Source organism: Cohaesibacter marisflavi (assembly GCF_963665895.2).
GTDB classification, from domain to species: domain Bacteria; phylum Pseudomonadota; class Alphaproteobacteria; order Rhizobiales; family Cohaesibacteraceae; genus Cohaesibacter; species Cohaesibacter marisflavi.
Genome location: NZ_OY762534.1, coordinates 4207902 through 4224621 on the forward strand (window position 1 = coordinate 4207902; position 16720 = coordinate 4224621).

12 protein-coding genes are annotated in these 16720 nt (G+C 55.2%); all 12 read right to left on the reverse strand.

Going from position 1 to position 16720, the window contains the following annotated elements; translation table 11 throughout:
- Positions 1-2: 2 nt before the first annotated feature.
- The 12 genes from tagF to ACKPCT_RS19825 all read right to left on the reverse strand — a co-directional run bounded on the left by tagF (position 3) and on the right by ACKPCT_RS19825 (position 16686).
- Complete coding sequence (tagF, locus tag ACKPCT_RS19770) at positions 3-683, reverse strand: type VI secretion system-associated protein TagF (protein WP_319567741.1); 681 nt, start codon at positions 681-683, stop codon at positions 3-5.
- Positions 665-4258, reverse strand: a complete 3594-nt coding sequence (tssM, locus tag ACKPCT_RS19775) for a type VI secretion system membrane subunit TssM (protein WP_319567742.1) — start codon at positions 4256-4258, stop codon at positions 665-667. The genes tagF and tssM overlap by 19 nt, the downstream gene beginning before the upstream one ends.
- 3 nt (positions 4259-4261) lie before the next feature.
- Complete coding sequence (icmH, locus tag ACKPCT_RS19780; protein ID WP_319567743.1) at positions 4262-5647, reverse strand: type IVB secretion system protein IcmH/DotU; 1386 nt, start codon at positions 5645-5647, stop codon at positions 4262-4264.
- Positions 5648-5661: 14 nt separating this feature from the next.
- Positions 5662-6996: a type VI secretion system baseplate subunit TssK gene (tssK, locus tag ACKPCT_RS19785; RefSeq protein WP_090075028.1), complete on the reverse strand. Its 1335-nt coding sequence runs from the start codon at positions 6994-6996 to the stop codon at positions 5662-5664.
- Between the two features lie 188 nt (positions 6997-7184).
- Positions 7185-7616 (reverse strand): type VI secretion system lipoprotein TssJ, encoded by a 432-nt coding sequence (gene tssJ, locus ACKPCT_RS19790; protein ID WP_319567744.1) that lies wholly within the window; start codon positions 7614-7616, stop codon positions 7185-7187.
- An 11-nt stretch (positions 7617-7627) separates the two neighbouring features.
- Positions 7628-9127 (reverse strand): type VI secretion system-associated FHA domain protein TagH, encoded by a 1500-nt coding sequence (gene tagH / locus ACKPCT_RS19795; protein WP_319567745.1) that lies wholly within the window; start codon positions 9125-9127, stop codon positions 7628-7630.
- A gap of 4 nt (positions 9128-9131) precedes the next feature.
- Positions 9132-9422 (reverse strand): PAAR domain-containing protein, encoded by a 291-nt coding sequence (locus tag ACKPCT_RS19800; RefSeq protein ID WP_090075025.1) that lies wholly within the window; start codon positions 9420-9422, stop codon positions 9132-9134.
- Positions 9419-10042: a DUF6931 family protein gene (locus tag ACKPCT_RS19805; protein WP_319567746.1), complete on the reverse strand. Its 624-nt coding sequence runs from the start codon at positions 10040-10042 to the stop codon at positions 9419-9421. Before ACKPCT_RS19805 ends, ACKPCT_RS19800 begins: the two co-directional genes overlap by 4 nt.
- 11 nt (positions 10043-10053) lie before the next feature.
- On the reverse strand, positions 10054-12180 hold the full coding sequence (locus tag ACKPCT_RS19810) for a type VI secretion system Vgr family protein (RefSeq protein ID WP_319567747.1): 2127 nt from the start codon (positions 12178-12180) through the stop codon (positions 10054-10056).
- A 30-nt stretch (positions 12181-12210) separates the two neighbouring features.
- Positions 12211-12528 carry a hypothetical protein gene (locus tag ACKPCT_RS19815; RefSeq protein ID WP_090075023.1) on the reverse strand — a complete coding sequence of 106 codons (318 nt, stop codon included), beginning with the start codon at positions 12526-12528 and terminating at the stop codon, positions 12211-12213.
- A complete protein-coding gene (gene tssB, locus ACKPCT_RS19820) occupies positions 12525-15470 on the reverse strand; it encodes a type VI secretion system contractile sheath small subunit (protein WP_319567748.1) in 2946 nt (981 codons plus the stop codon). Before tssB ends, ACKPCT_RS19815 begins: the two co-directional genes overlap by 4 nt.
- Before the next feature lie 148 nt (positions 15471-15618).
- Positions 15619-16686, reverse strand: a complete 1068-nt coding sequence (locus ACKPCT_RS19825; protein WP_319567749.1) for a hypothetical protein — start codon at positions 16684-16686, stop codon at positions 15619-15621.
- Positions 16687-16720: the final 34 nt, after the last annotated feature.

Genomic DNA, 16720 nt, shown 5'->3' on the forward strand with positions numbered 1-16720 from the left:
TGTCAGGCTCGTTTGTTCCATATAGGAGCATTCAGGTCGAATATGGCGTGCGCCATTTCAGAGCCACTGGGCATCTGAGGCGTCAGAAGAATGCGGTTGTCTTCATCAACCGACGAGATCCAGAGAGTTGCCTGGTCATGCTGCGCCATTGCCGCAAGGGCTTCTTCTTCACTGCCCGTAAAATGGCAAGGCAAGCGGCTCTTTTGCAGGTCCGGCTCAGGACTAGAAAAGACACCCTCTTCTGATGGCAGTCGTTGAGGAATTTGCTGCAACAGATCCAACTTTGCCGTCTCTTCCAACATGGCCAATGCGACATCCTCCAGCATGGGCATGGCAGGCAAGAGGCGCTTGTAGAGGTCTCCGGCGGGGTCATCGGCTTCCACGGCAAGGCAGAGCGGGAATTGTCGCCCAACCCGATCCACACTCGGCATGACCAACCCCGCGACGGAATGGCTTCCACATATGCCGAAAGGCAGGGCAAACCGCCAGATGGGCGCGCTCATGTAGCAGGCCTGCCATTGGTCAAGCAGTGTTTCCCGTCCGGTGATCATCAGGCCTTGCAGCCAGTGGTCCCAGCTCTGGACGAAACCGGGGGACAGACCTGAGCGGACAAAATCACCAACGCAAGGGACTTTGCCATACCAGCCGACAGCCGCTTTGGTCGTCACAGAGAACTCGGGCATGAGAAGTCCTTGAGAGCTGAGATGGTGAACGGGTTCAGCGCCGAGCCCGCGCGGATCTGAAAAATGGCTATCCTGCCTCCAAGGTTGAAGATCACACTATTCCGGTCGGTGACGTTGGTCCGTCTGATCTCTGCTGCATCAAGCAGGCGGAACCATCCCCAAGGGCCATCCCGCTGGATGTCATTCTTGATACCCGCCTGTGATGGGGTGAAGGCAACACGGTTGCGGCGTGGACCATTCTGTCCCGGCCAGGTGATCGGGGTGACCTCGGGTGGGCCGTGGGCATAGATGACCGGTTGGCCATCAATCTCGACAGTCACCTGCTCGACATTGGGGTCAAGGGCCACAGGGGTCATATCGAATGTGATGGCTGGCAGGCCGGAGGATAGGAAGAAGCTGTCGCGGATTTCATTTGCCTTCTGGAACTGGGCGATAACGGAATTCGAGATACCGATATCAACACCATTGACCCGCTTGAGACGCCATGGATTGGCTGCGGTATCGACAAACTGAGCGAGATTCTCATTGAAGAACTTGTCTATGAGACCGCTTGGACCAAATAGTCGGCCAAAATCCTGCAAGGCAACATCCGCCTTGGCTTGTCTGTTGAACGGATAGCGCCCGTCGATCGCCCGGGTGCAGAAAGGGAGAACCTGTGCCTGCCATTTGGCGTTGATATCGGCGCGCGCCCCCCCAACCGCCGCCCCCGATGAGGCCGCAACAATCTGCGTTGCCCACCGTTGCAACGGGTTCGGCAGGCGCGTCGTCGCAGCCTGCAGCTCTGCTGCAGCATTGCCATTCTTGCCGACAATGGCTGCGCCCGTATTTTGGCCTAGAGAAAGACGGTTCAACTCGTTGAAAATGTCACCAAATCGTGTGATTACCTCATCGAGTTGTGAGGGAACCCCTTCGGGGCTGTCGACCAGCGTGTGCAAATCGGCGAACCTTTGTTCGACAAATTGCCCTGGCAGTTGCTCAGAGGCAGCATCCGAGCTATTGGCTGCGGCCGACCCAAGAGCATTGAAAATGGCCTGACCGTCAGAATCAAGATTCTCTAGGATCGTTTCTTTTGCGATGCTCGAAGCCTCGGCACCGACCTTGTTTGCAGCAGCCTGACCTTGGGTTGCCGTGGTGAGCTTGGTTTCTGCAGAGACCGCTTCAAGGATGTTGCGGATTGGAGAAGCCGGACCTGAAAGAATATTGATGACCTGAGTTGCCTGCCCGATGCTTTCCATTGGTATGATGTCGATATCGCCCAGCAATTGGTCATATTGGGTGACATAGTCGCTTTCATACAGGGCAAGGACATCGCGCCCCAACGTTTTAAGCGCTTGCGGTGTCACCTCTTCGGCACGAGAGCCTAGAACCAGATTTTCGAATTTTGCTCTCTCTCCAACACTCGCCAACTGCGGTACAAAATAGGTCAGAAACCCTTTGCGCGTATAGACGCCACCAACGCCGGAGCTCAAGGGTTTGCCAGATGGGCGAAGCATTACGCGCGAAACGGCTGGGCCTCCCACGTCAGTTATCCGCAAAGGCGCGAGCTGTTTGGCAACTGGTGCGTTGATAATGCCCTTGTAGATGCGCTCGGCCAGAGGGGTCTCGGCAAGCAATGCCTGAATCTGATCGACCAGAGGGCCGTTGAGCGCAATCTGTTGCATGGGTTGATTGATCATTGCATCCAGATGCCCCAGCAAATCATTCTGGAGCTGCTCGTCGCCAGAAAAAGCCACGGCCCAGTCTGCCTTCATCCACTGCTCGACCGTTTGCGCATCCATGGGGCCCTGAAGACCGAGCATGAGATAAACCTTGAGAGCCTCAAACAGCAGATCCTGGTTGTTCAAGTTGGCTTGCATCTGGTCTTCCAGCCGGAAGAGCAGGCGGGGAAGAAGCATCGTGTTCAGGGCACCCCGATAGGTTTGGGCTGTCTCTGTCCCGATCGCGTCGCCCTGATAGAGACCGAATGTGAGGTCGATCGGTGGCTCGGCGTCATTGGCGGCAGGGTTGCCCGGCAGGTCACGCAATATGTTGAGCGCCGGTATTGTGGCGGCGATATCCGCGTCGGCAATCGGACTGCGCGGGATTTGGTCGGAAATCTTGCTGAAAGTCTCCACCTGAGCGCTTGCTGAGGAGATCAAAGCCTTGTTGCCAAAGAAGCTGTTGCCGAGGGCTGCACCGGTTGCTCCAAGGGCAATGATGCTGGCCGTTATGGCTGCACCCTTGATCCAGCGATAGCGCCGTTCAACCTTGTCATTGTTCGAGACGAGGCCGGATTCCTTGAAAATGACGCCGGTCAACAGCCGGGTGAGGAAATAGCTGCGGCCTTGTCCTTTGCCTGTCCCAATCGCCTGACGCCCGATGCCAAATTCGCGCGCCATACCCATCATGAGACGGTCTATGGGCGTGCCTTCCTGCGTCCCGGATGAGAAATAGACCCCGCGCAGGAACTGGTTGTGTTCGTAGCGGCTTTCCTGAAAGATATCGCCAAGGAAGGACTTGGCTACCGAGCGTAAGGAGGCAATCTGGTTTGGAAAACCGGAGATCAGGCTGCGCCGCTGATAGTCTGTTTCCGCCTGCATTCGCTCAAGGCTTCTGTTAGAAAGCTGTGCCAGCAAGCTGTCGAATTCCTGCTCGAAGCCGGCCAGAAGATCACTGGAAGGGGTGGCCTCTTCATAGGGCAGGGTAAAGCCCCAGACCTGCGCCCGTTCTTCTGAGCCAAGATTGTCGAAAAACTCCTGAAATCCGGCGATCAGGTCTGCCTTGGTGAACATGATATAGATCGGGAAACGGACCCCAAGCCGTTCGCGCAGCTCGTGTAGACGCGTGCGAATGGCGCGCGCATGAGCACGACGGGTTTCTTCATCCTGCATGGATAGATCAGAAAGGCTGATGGAGACGATGGCCCCATTGATCGGCTGCCTCTTACGGTATTTCTTGAGCATGTCAAGAAAGCCGGTCCAAGCCTTGGCATCGGCATCCTGATTGCTGTCCTGGGTGGTGTAGCGACCAGCCGTATCCAGCAAAACCGCTTCGTTGGTGAACCACCAGTCGCAGTTACGCGTGCCACCAACACCGCCAATTGCCTTCTTGCCCATGCTCTCGGCCAGCGGAAAGTTGAGGCCTGAGTTGACAATCGCGGTGGTTTTCCCTGCCCCGGGCGGTCCGATGATGACATACCAGGGAAGCTGGTAGAGGGGAACCGAACCAAAGCGCCCGCCCAGTTTTGACTTGCGCAGAAACACGAGGGCTTCATTCATGCGGTCTCGGAGTTCTGCGAGCTCTGCTTTTACGGTCTCATCTTCTTTGGACGCATCATTGACGCTGCTGCGCGTCATCTCATGCGCCATTTCTTGATCTTTGCTGCGGCGGCGCAAAAGAATGGCCAATGTGGCAATGATGAGCCCGGCCAGAATGCATCCTATGGCGATAAGGCGCGAACTGATCAGATCAAACGGGCGAAAAGACCCAATTGCCAGCAGCGGGCCCAGATACCAGACAGCAAGGGCCAGAATGACGCTGAACACGGCCAAAACAGTGAAGATGTTGAACAGATAGGGGCGTATGGTCTTGAACATGGCTCAGCTCGCCTTCACTAGAATAACTTCGATGCGACGGTTCTTGGCGCGCCCTTCTGCGGTTTCGTTTGACGCGATGGGTTCCTTGTCAGCGCGCCCTTCCGCAGAGATACGGTCTTTGTCGGATAGCTTTTCCGAAATGCGGTTCATGACCGATTTCGCTCTGGCCAATGACAAGGCCAGATTGGAGGGAAAGCGCGCCGTGCTGATGGGGATATTGTCCGAGTGTCCTGCGACAATGATTTTTCCGTCTTCGTCATCAAGGGCTTCGGCGACGCGATCAACAACGGTTTCAAAGCGTGTTTCAAGGCTATCGGAGGCGGAGGGGAACATGCCTTTGCCAGCCAGCCGGACAACCAGTGTGTTGCCAATCTTTTCGACGGAAACGAGCCCTTCCTTGATTTCCGGTTCAAGGAAGGCCGAGACGGTTTCGATCGCTTCGACTTCCTTCGGTGCTGGCGGCGGAGGTGGTGGTGGCGGTGCAGGACGCTCCAGAACAACCGGCCTGCTGACATTGAGCGCTGTGATCTTGCCGCGCAGAAGATCTGTGTCCTGGCTCAATGCAAAAGAAAAACCGAAGAACAAAAGGCACATGCCCGCGAGAACAACAGCTCCGGTGCTCCATACCGGTACCCAGTTGGACAGGATCCTGTGAGCCACATTGGCCCCTCGCCAATGCGGAGAGAGATCGCGATCCGTGTCACCTCTGTGCGTTCGGATGAGGCGAGCCAGTCCGTCTCGAATGGAGAGATGCTTTTCCGAGCCGCGCGGCTCCACGCGCAAGCGTCCTTCAAAGCCCAGGCTGAGGCACATATAGAGGAATTCGAGCAAGTCGAGATTCTGGGAGGGCGCTTTTTCCAGACTGGAGAGCAATTCGTAGAAGCGGTCGCCGCCATGGGTCTCCTTGTGGAAGGTGCCAACCATGCTTTGTTGCGCCCAAATGCTCTGGCCGCCCCAAGGGGTGTTGAGCACGACATCGTCAATCGTTGCGCATATGGCATAACGTGCAGCGCGAATTGACTGGACAGGGACACCATTCTGCTGGGCGGTATTTCCGAATGTCCGGATTTCATTGACAACGCTTTGGCGCAGCGCAGCCGGGTCGGAATGCTGGGCCCGGTTCCTGATGCGCGCCACAAGGGAAAACAGTGTTGAGGCCGCTGCGTTGAGCGGGTTCATCCCGGTTGTCGCCGCGCTGGTGGGCACAACAGGTATGGTGCCCCCGGCGCCAACTGGTGGAGCGGCGGATGGGGTGGGCGCAGAGTGTGCCGGTTGCGGCTTCGGGGTTGGCTGCTTGGCCGTCGTTTGCCGGCGCCCTCCGGGATTGGGCCGGATCACGGTCTTGTCAGTATCGAACGGCTCTGCAAAAGGATCATCGGACGTCATCATGCGCTCCTTGGGGGCTATCGAATGGCCCAGAGTTCCATTTCAAGGTCGGGGAATTCACCAGATACATGCACAGCAAGTCCGCCAGACGTCGTGATCTGCTTCCAGTAGGTGCTCGTGTTATCGAGCTCGAAATACACAACACCCGAATGATAGGGCACCTGACGAGGCGCAACAGGAAGCGGTCTGAGGTCAATACCGGGCAGAGCCGAGTTGACCAGCTGGCGAATGTCTTCCACCGGGCCCAGTTTCGCCTGTGTCGGGAAGTGCCGCCTGATGCTTTCAAGCGGTACGCTGGCTTTGGCGGCGAGTATGAAGGTGGCGGAGGTAACAAGGCGCTTGTCCGAAATCATCGCAACAGAGACGCCGTATTTTCTTGCTTCGATCGGAATGGAAACCGCATTTTGCTCAAGGACAGCGCTCAAATGCCTGCGCAATGTCTGGAATAGAGGTTGGAAAATGTTGGTCAGATCATCATGGCGATAGGGGGCAAACTGAGGCGCAAGCTTTTGTGCCGCCATAAAGGTTGATAGCTCACCGGCAAGGCTCGCCAGCGTCTGATAAACAATATGCGGATGGATATTCTCAATCGACAAAAGGTGCCGGATGGATGGCAAGGCCCTATTGATGGAAATGAGCAGGAGGAAATCGGAGATTTCAGAGACGCCTTTGGCACTGCCGTCCTGATTCAACCGTCCGGCCAACGCCTCTGCGCGATGGCTCAGAAGGCCCTCCAGTTCATGCAGAAAGCCATGCAACGGACGTGCCGCCCGTATGTCTGTGCAAGTGGGGATGAAGGCGTTGTCCAGAATGATTTCCTTGTCCTGCCGTACCTCTATGATGCGTGCTACGGGAATAACGATCTGGTCTGTCAGTTCATCAAGGTCCAGAGCAAATTGCAGACGCAACTTGCAAATCGCCATTTGCACGGCTCGACCATCGCGGCCCATGCTATCGGTAATCTCTATTTCTTCTGGACGGTAGCGAGATGCCGATTGGGGCGCGTCGCTCATGTCGACCTCGACGGCACCATGGCGCCGAATAGGCACAGCCAGATAGACAATGGAATTCTTGACTGTGGTCGGCACGTCCAGAGCAGGCGGATGGTCTTCTGTTTGGGGAATCTTGAAGGTAACCCCGTCCGGGGTCAGGCCGGTGCAGCTCTTCACCGCGATCTTGCCCAGTTTGAGGAGATCTTCATCCAGCGTCAGTTCGCGCAAGCCCCAGACATAGGGGGAGACGGCTGATGTTACCCCGTCGACCAGCGCCTCGACATAGCGATCATGCTGCTGGAAGTGATGCGGTTGGAGGAAAAGTCCTTCCTGCCATACAACCTTGTTTTCCCAGGACACGCGTACTCTTCTCCTCTGGCAATTCAGTTTCAGCCCTTCTGCCTGCAAAGACATAAGCTGACTGTAAGTGCCGGAGAGCATCGACAGGGTTCATTGGATCTGATCTGAAATTTCCCTTTTTTGGTAAAAATAAACCCGCTCGGCTTTTCTGCTTGAGCGGGCTTTAAGCTTTTTGGGCGACGACTTGTCTATCGGATCGAAACGCTGTTTCCGGAGACGATGACCTTGAGGTTGTTCTCCTGACCGGGGGAGATCCGGCGCACTGCCGAGAATTTTGCGCCGCCAATATCGCGAAAGGCGGCCACGATCCCCACTGCTGTCGGTTCGGTTGCAAGGCTGCGGCTTTTGTTGGCAGTTCTTCCCGGCACCATCTGGATGTCGTCCGTGCCAAGGAGATTATCTCCAAGCGTTTCGCTGCCCTTGTTGAACAGGGCAAAAAAGTCTGCCGATGCAAAATTGCCAGCTGACTTGAGGTAAAAGACCTTGAGTTTTACAGGTGCGCCGCCGTTCATGTTGGCACTCCCTGCTGCCGAGATATTGACCGTGGTGGCCGAGGGGCCGTTGCAGCCAGCCAAGGCAAACAAAAGGGCGGCTGCGAGTAACATAAGTCTGGTACGCATGGTTTATCCTTTCAGAGTTTTTTCAGCTGTTCTTCATAGGCCCGTGCAAATTCCCTCCCGAATGCAGACTGGAAGTCATCTTCGGTTTCGCGGGCTATCTGGGCGTACATTTTTTCGTAGGCTTCCCAATATTTGGCTTTTCTGCCGCCAAGGAGACCGCCAAGGGTCGAGCCGGATTCGATCCTCTGGGAGAGCTGATCGGGGCCAAGGCGAAACAGCAAATCTTTGAGAGCGGCCTCCATGCCGGACATCATCGCCACTTCGTGGGCCTTGATATCATTCAGCGCTTCTGTGGTTGCCGTTTCCGCATCCTGATAGCCGTGCACGGTTGGCCGGATCATGGCTTCTACGGCTTGCTCGGCACTGATTGAGAATTTAAGAGGATTGTTGCCTCCCTGGTTGACCATAGTGCGCTCCATGCGCAATTCGCTCTTGATCGAGGCCCGTGTCATCAGGATTTCGCGCATGCCACTCACCATTGCTGCAAAGACACGTCCCATGCGCGCCATGGTTTGTTCCATTTCATGCGGAGGGATATCGAGATGCTGCACGCCAGCTCCTCCGAGAAAAGCGCGAGCCGCATCCCCGGTGTCACCTTGTGGGCGCTCCGGTTGTCTTGATGCCTCAGCTGTTGGCTGTGAGGCGCGAGCAGACGGGGCGGCTGGAGCTGGCGGTGTGTCTGGTATTGGCGCAGCAGGGGTATCGTGCTCTGCCATGGAAGGGGATGGCTCCGTCTTCGGAGCAAACATCTCATCCCAATCGTCCGGGATAATCGGGGCTTGCACGGCCGGGCGCGTGAAGTGATCCTGTGAAGAGGGGGAGTGATCCGTGAGGCTTTCTCCTGCATCTATCGGTGGCAAGGGGGGGGAGTCGAATGAAAAGTCTTCCGGTGCAGGGGCTTGGGCAAATGGATCATCAGAGACCGAGATGTCTTCAAAAGGGTCGAGTGGCTCTGAAAGCGGATCGCCAGAGAAGGGATCATCTGGAATGGCTTGCCGCTTCCAAACCGGCGCATTTTCTGGCTGGGATTGTTCGGTGGCGATAGGGGCGCTGATGATGTCGTCCCACGGAGCGTCAATATCATCAAGGGAATCCTGAATATCCGAAGGAGCCCGCCCGCTTCTTGCTGCTTGCGGAATGATCTCGCTGGCATCGGCTGGAGGCATCGGCATGGCGTCATTGGCATCGGGCTGGTTCTTGTCGATCGTGACGACCAGTTCATAGGCCCCCAACTGGATGACATCGCCATTGTTGAGTGGTGTCGGGATATCGCCTATTCGCTCTGAGCCATAGTTGAGATATGTGCCGTTGGTGCTGATGTCGACGATGAGATAGTCACCATTCCTTTCTTCGACCACACAATGGCGTTTGGACAGGGCGCGTTCCGGATCAGGCAGGGAAAGATCATTGTCTTCACCGCGTCCGATCGTTACGGTGCCATCCACCATATCAACCATGGCTTTGTCGCCCGGCATCGCGCCTGAATTCATCAATTTGAGGGTCAAACCCATGCCGCTATCCTCCTACCAAAACGGTTGGGCAGCCCATGACGATGACGCCTCCATGGGCGCATGTGTCCCCCAATCGCGCCTGCGGCTTCTTGCCTGTCAGCACTTTGGTGGAGCCTTTGGCCACCATATCGGGAGGACCGACACAGACCGCCATGGAGGTTGCTGTTGCGGCAGGCATTTTGCCTATGAGCACCGTCGGGCAGGGAACGACGATGGGGCCTCCGATATGAGGAATGATGCCAGTCACCATAGGGCAAACGTGATTGTCTCCGATGCGGGCGGCAGGGAGTGTCATGATCTGGTCTCCTTCTCGGATGGAATTGGCGCAGGCTCAGCAACATTGCCGTTGCCGCCGCGCGCAATATTGAGTGCGCGTTCCAAGAGCAATGGACCATTGGTTTCCACCTGATCCTCGTCATGAAAGAGTGCGTCCAGCACCATTCCGAATACGGCAAAACCGACGGCCCCCGGAGGCGTGTCATAGTCGTTCAGATTGCCCGGCCCCAAGGTTCCATCAGCAAAACTCGCCGCCATCGCGCAAAAGGCTGTATTGTCTTCGTTGCCCGCCCGATCGAGGGCTGCACGGGCTTGGGTTCTGGTTGCTACGCCGGGTTGACGCACCCATGCCTCGGCCGCCTGAACCGAGGCAGGAACAAGGGCGCCCGAAGCGAGGGTTTCCCGCGCCGCAAGGCACGACCACCATGTTGCCTCTCTGGCGGGCAATGCGTGGGCCAACAGTTGCAGCATATCGACAAGGGCGCCCTTTGCTTCCAATTCGGTGAGAACTTCGGGTATGGAGGCACTCGCGTGGGCCTCAAGCGATGTTTGCAAAACGACGTTTCCAGTTGCCAGCGCCTTTGCAGCAGGAATTTCTGGCAGTTTTTTCAAATCTGAAAATCGTGTGCTGATCGTCATGTTGCCTCCTGCTAATTGATCATCGTCAAAGCGCCTTTGACGAGCAGCATTCCGGAAGATTTCACCTGCGTCATGCCTCCGCCTTCGAGCTTCAACATACCGCCGCCCTTGAGGGAGGCTTGGCCTTTGCCTTCCATCTTCAACTGGGCTCCGGCGGTGAATTTGGCAGTGGCCTTTGCCTTGAATTCGATCTGGGTGGTAGAAATGGTGACCTTCGTCGGGGTCATCTCGATGGTTGAGCCACCGCATTTGAGCGTGATCCGGGATTTGGCCGTGATCTTCAGAGCATCTCCTACGTCGATATCGTAGTTGTCGGCAATATCGTCGGATTTGGCGCCAAGAATGCGGACGGATTGATCCTTGTCGACACGCAAATGATCTTCCCCGCCGATGCCGGTCTTACGCGTCTGGGCAACCGAGATATCTTCCTTGCCCTTGGTCACAGTGAAGCTGTGATCTCCCTCGCGGATGGTCTCGGTTTTTGTGCCATGGATCGTCTGGGTGAAGGTGCCGCCCTTCTTGTGTTCGAGCCCTATGGTCACCTCGGCATTGTTCTTGATGATCTGCTTATAGTCGCGCTCGGACTGGAAACGGACAAACTCCGCGTTTTTCTTGTCTTCAAACACCAGCTCATTGAAGCCGCCACCGCCCTTGGAGGAGTTTGTCTTCAATCCGCTTTGTGTCTGATTGGCTGGTAGTTTGTAGGGCAGCTTGGTGTCGCCATTATAGACCATGCCTGTTACGATCGGGCGATCCGGATCGCCATCCTCGAACTGAACAACCACTTCCTGTCCCATACGCGGCACGCCCACCATGCCCCAGCCCTTGCCGCTCCATGGAACCGTGGTTCGAATCCAGCAGGAGGATTTGTCGTCTCTCTTGCCCTCGCGATCCCAATGGAACTGAACCTTGATCCGGCCATATTCATCGGTCCAGATTTCTTCGCCCTTCTTGCCGACTACGACCGCAGTCTGGATGCCCGGATGAGGCGGGCGAGGCGTGATCTGGGGCGCGCGAAAAGCGACGCTGATAGGCTGAACTTCAAAGGAACATCTGTAGATGTCGATGGTGTTAGAATGATCGAACGTAAGGGTCGGGCCCAGTATCGCATCAATGATTTCCCTGTCATCGATATCGGCGTCGATCTGTAGTTGGTGGCAGGCGGAAAGAACGAGATATTCCGCATTTTCGGCCTTGCGAGGATGCTTTTTGAGCTTGAATTTCCCTCCAGCCATCATCTGTTGCACATTGCACACGCCCATGGCCCGTTGCGCCTGAGCCGCGATGCCTTCAATCTTGACACGGGCATGATGCTCGCCAAGACGAAGTTCTCTGTGGCGTCCCGGATATTGATAGACTTCGTAAGATTTATATGAGTGCTTGCCGCGCGGCAGAGCTTTTACCGTTCTAAGGTCTGATTTCGGTTTCTCGAAATCATAGTCTTGTAGCGTAACCTTGCCGGACTGGATGCTCTCTCCACCGCGCCACTCAAAGATATGGTCATCGGCGCGACGATAGTGTGGTTCACGAAAATAGAACTCTATCTCTGCATTGTCCTCAACTGCTTTATGCGTGCTTGCATCGTCGGCCAGAACGAGGGTCTCTTTCGACTTTTCGTGCGTGATGTAATAATAGATGCCTTCCTCTTCCATAAGGCGCGAGACGAAGGCAAAGTCCGTTTCCTGATATTGAACGCAATAGTCGCGCGGTTTGTAACTCTGCTTGGTTGAATCCTTGAAATCAGAGAAACCGTGCTGATTGAAGATCTCCTTGATGACATCAATCACGGACTTGTCCTGAAAGACACGGCAGTCTGTCGTGCGTGTCAGGAACCATAGCCACGGGCGCACCTCGGCTCGAAAATACCCTCGGCCAGCGTGGGAGCCAAGATATTCCGCGGCGACACAGTGGCCCTGAAAATAGCGGATCTTGTTTTTCGGGGCATCGACTTCAAGGCGCATCCGCTCTCCAACAACCTTTTGCAGGTCCAGATCGATATCTGGAGACATGAACTCGATTGTCGTCTCGGTTATCCGGCTCAGTCCTTCATCGATCTGGGCGCGCATCAAAAAACCCTTCAGGTTATTGGGCAATTCAAGGCGGACCTGACGGCCTTCCAGAATAGATTGACTTGCCATTATTTTACCTTTCACCGTTTGAAAGAAGGGTCATGCGCTTTGCGAATAGTCGACAAGGACGAGTTGGTTCTCGCGCTTCAGGCGATCGATAATGCCGGTGTGAATGGCCCACAGATCGGCAGTGTCTATGCCGCCTGAGGGCAGGGAGGCCATCTCGAACTTGCTTGCAAACCGGACACAATAAACAGGCGTTGGGTAAGGCTCTTCCGCTGATAGCAATGCAGCGAGATGCTGGTCACCCTCGATAAGCCAATAGCCCTCATCAAGCTGCGCTATGAGGATGGAGGCGGCGGTTCCATTTTCGCTGACGGTCTCGTCCGGGGTGGTGTTATCTCCATCAAGCATCATAGCCCCTCCAGAAGTGCTGCCAGCTCGGCATCGAGATCGTCTTCGTCTTCGTCGTCGTCCGAAGACGGCGTGTCATCTGTTTCATCATCGAACTCAGCCAACAGGCTATCCAGATCCACATCACCGTTGCTGTCAGCGTCATCGTCGGTAGGCGCGTCGCTATCGCTATCGTCAGCGGTCAGATCGAGATCTAGTCCGAGATCATCGTCACCAGTGCCTGAGATTTCTGACGTCAAATCTTCATTTTCAGTTTCGGTGTCTTCATCGGATTTCGATAGCGCGGACGAAAAGCTGAGGGTCGTATCACTTGTTGCATTGGCAGGCGTCGTGATTGAAGCCCAAGGGCCTGCGAGCATCGAACCACTCAATGCTTGAAAGGAGCCTTGCCGAACTTCGTTGCGCCCCTTGATGGACAGTAGCGGGATGAAGCCGCGTGTCACGACATCGGCCATTGTACGCGTGTTCAGAAGGCGCTCGGTGCAGGGCAAGGCGATCTGGTCGCCAAACTGATCATTCATGGTGTGGACTGGCATGTCATCCAGAGACATGATCTTGCCCAACTCCATCGATTTGCCCATGCTGCTCACGGTTTTTGCCATCAGGATTGCTGATAGAATGACGGGATTGGCCCAGAGCATGCCTTTCAAACCACTGCGAAGGGTGAATTCTTCAAAATCGAAAGGGTCTACCGGTTCGGTTTTGCGTCCATATGGCAACCGCAATAAAAAGCGCGGCGAGGCAAGGCCGACATAGGCCGCTTCCGGTAGCGCGCGCATGGCGTCCCATGATTTGGCTGTTGCCGGATGGCGATCCTCTTTAGATATTTCAAGAAACTTCGGAGAGATGGCTGAAACAAACGGGGCTTTCATCCATGCGGAAATCTTTGCCATACGGGCAAGAAGCTCCGCGTGGGGTGGGGTTTCCTCCAAACTGTAAAGCCCGAAAATGGCAGACAGGGGGCCCTGTGCCTCATCAAGGCGCGGCTCTTCGGCCAGCATCCGGAAGAGACCACATTCAGACAACTCATCCTGAGCGGACAGATCCGCAGCCCATTCTTCGGCTGAGACATCATAGAGAATAATCTCAAGCGAAGCGTTGGTCTCGACCCGTCTGGCAAGCAAGTCAAGCGAACGCCAGGTTGACTCGACGGCCTGAAAATCCGGATGATGCAAAATGGCTCTCATGACACCTGACAAGGCATTGTCGATGGCCGCAAGATAGCTTTGTTGATCAGGGTCTGGGGCCGCCTTGACATAAGGAGAAACCACTCGATTGATAAGGTCTTCTGCTGGTGTTGCTGTGACTGTAATGCCTTCTTCATCACCGATCAGACGCTGGAAATCGCCGAGTTTCCTGTTGGCAGGCACGGAACTGCCCTTGGCTCTGGTCCGTGGCAAATGTTCGATATCGATTGGTTCGACAGTGAGGTCTCTCAGTTTGGAAAGAGACGAGGCGGTGCCAGCGGCGACGCTTTGGCGGAGGGAAGACAGCTCTTCGAAAATTGACACATTTTCATAGAGTTCATCGGGATGAAGGTCATCAAGACTGTTTAACTTGACTTCGATGCCAGCACCATCCTTGCCCAAAGGCAGAAGCAAGGTAGTCGCAAATCTGGCTATGATGGTGTCTAGATTGTCGACATCAAGTTTGATCGGTTTGCGATTGGCGAGATCATCGCCCGTTGCCAGATCCCCACGGTTGGCGCGCCCTGTAAAATCGCCCAAAAGCGCAATGCGGAATTTGGGCCGCGAAGCGTCAATATCTTGGGGTTGGTCAAGGGAAAGAATGCCAAAGGGCTCCGTGATCGTTAGTTCGTCTTCGCTCTCTTCCTCTTCATCATCATCACGATCTAGTAGGAGTGCTTCCAGCTCGTCAGGCTGATCATCCTCCTCTGCGTCTTGCTCTTCAAACAGCCCATCGAGATGCAACTCACTGTCCTGAGAGACGGCCTCATCCAAGTCGAATGAGGGGGGGCTTTCTGTCGTTGTACCACCATCTGCTTCCAGATCAGAAAAGCCTGCCTCTGTATCGTCGGCGTCAGGTGCGTCTTCGTCAGCAAGCAATAAATCAAGATCCTGATCTTCATCGGAAGTCAGGCCAAGATCTTGCTGTTCTCCGCTCTCGCCTTCGTCGCGCCCTGCCAGAAGACTGTTGAAGGTGATGTCCCTTTCGTCGTCATCTACTTCTGGCTCGGTCTGATGTGACCGCAACGCATCGAACACAGCCTCGGTCGGGTCTTCTTCTTCCATGGATGGGGCGGCCGATGAGGATAGCAGGCTTTCAAACGCCGCGTGTCTCTCGTCTGGCTTTTCCTGAAGGTCGCGGCTAGGGATATCGCGCAGGCTATTAAGGGCGGCCCCAGTTGTATCTTCTTCTGCCGCCATTTCTGTATTGGATGCCGCTTGCCTCAAACTTTCAATGGCTTCTGCATGGTTTTGAGGCGTGGCGGAAGAATCTCCCGCTGACGCGAGAATAGCGGTGAGCGCCTGAGGATCGGCTATCAGCTTGGCAATAAGATCTTCAGCTCCCGTCTTGCCGTCCATATAAGTGGCGAGATGAGAAAGCCGGGTTCTTGCTTCAAGCAGCTTGTTCAGGGGAGATACCTTTTTTGCGATTGCGGCCGGAGAAAAATCCTCCATGCTTTCGAACGAAAGATCGATGTTCAGATTGCCGTCACCAGTCAGGGTGTTTGGCACCGAGAAGGCCGCTCTCGGGCGAAGCGCTTTCATGCGCTCATCGAAATTATCGATATCAATTTCCAGAAATTTTCGATCAGCAACGCTTGGGAGGGAAGCTTCGGATTTTCCGGAAAGATCTGACATGACTCCCATGACAAACGGAAGCTGGACTTTCTTCTCGGCTCCATAGAGCTCTACGTCATATTCGATCTGTACCCGAGGCGCCCTGTTGCGCGCGACGAACTTCTGTCCGCTTTTTGACATTGAACCGTCCCTAACTTGGCTGATGGCGTACCGGTTTGTCTGCCGAGCACGCCCTGTTGCCTTGTTAGTGCAGGGGAGGCCCCTTAAGGTTTGCGCCATAATGAAAAAAATTACGGGGAGATGCCCCAAGCGGGGGCTGCGAAAACCATCAAGTGGCAAATTCCTCAACCGCTGACGTGATCGACTTCAGAATGCCTTTGACATTCTTGGCCTCGGTCTGAATGGTCTTCCGGTCGAGAGCCTTAATCCGCTCCAATAGTGTTTTGTCGTCAACCTTGGCGCCCAAATCCTTCAGCGCGTCCTCGATATAGTCCAGAAAGGTTTCCTGCTTGTCGAGACGCGTTGCCAGAACGCGCACCTGCCCCTTGAGCTTCATGCATTCCGCTCCAATCTTGACCCCTTCTTTGATCGTTGCGGCAGCCTTCATCTTGGCCTGGATTTTACCTGCGGCTTTGGACAGATTGTCTGTTGAATGCCGGGTTTTCGTTACATTGTTGCGGTAGTCCTTCCGAGCTTTCTCGGCCTTGCTGGCAAAGCTGGCCAGCTTTTTGTCAGCCTCTTGTTTCTTTTTGGTCAATTCGCCCTTGTGTTTGGCAAAATCGGTCAGGGCGGAGTCGAGGACCTTCCTCAGTTTCTCCTCGTCGCGCATTTGCTCTTTGAAATCGTCATACAGGACCTTCAGTGCTTTGGCGATCGCGATATAAGCCGAGACATCGGCTCCGGAAGTTGCGACCAGTCTGCCAACACTGGTGGAAATCTTTAGGAGGGACTTTCCCCATTTTACTACGGTCTTGACCCTTGCTTCAGTAAGGTTGGAATCGTTGCGGGCTTCTTTCTTCAGGCGGTCTTGCGCTGCCTTCTTGGCTTCCGCTTCGGCCGAATCCATCAGCGCGCGGATCGCCTTGTTGGTGATTGCCGTTATTATCTGGACCTTCCGGGCGGTATCCTGCGTGACAGGGCGCACCTTCATCAGGCCATCGATTTCTTCAGCTGCGTCGAAGGCAAGCTTCTTGATCTTCGCTTCCTTGCCTTCCAGCACCTCGCGGGCGTCTTCCTCCAGACGCTTGAGCAGGGATTCAGGAGCAGGGGTCTTGCCTTTCGTCGTCACCTCGAACTCGATATCAACGCGGAAGGCAGGTACTTCGATGAACTCGCTCTTGGGCTTATTGCGCACGAGATCGACAATATAAAACTTGTGTTTGGTAGTGGTGGCCATCGGTAAAATCCTTTTATTTCAAGATTCTGAAAAC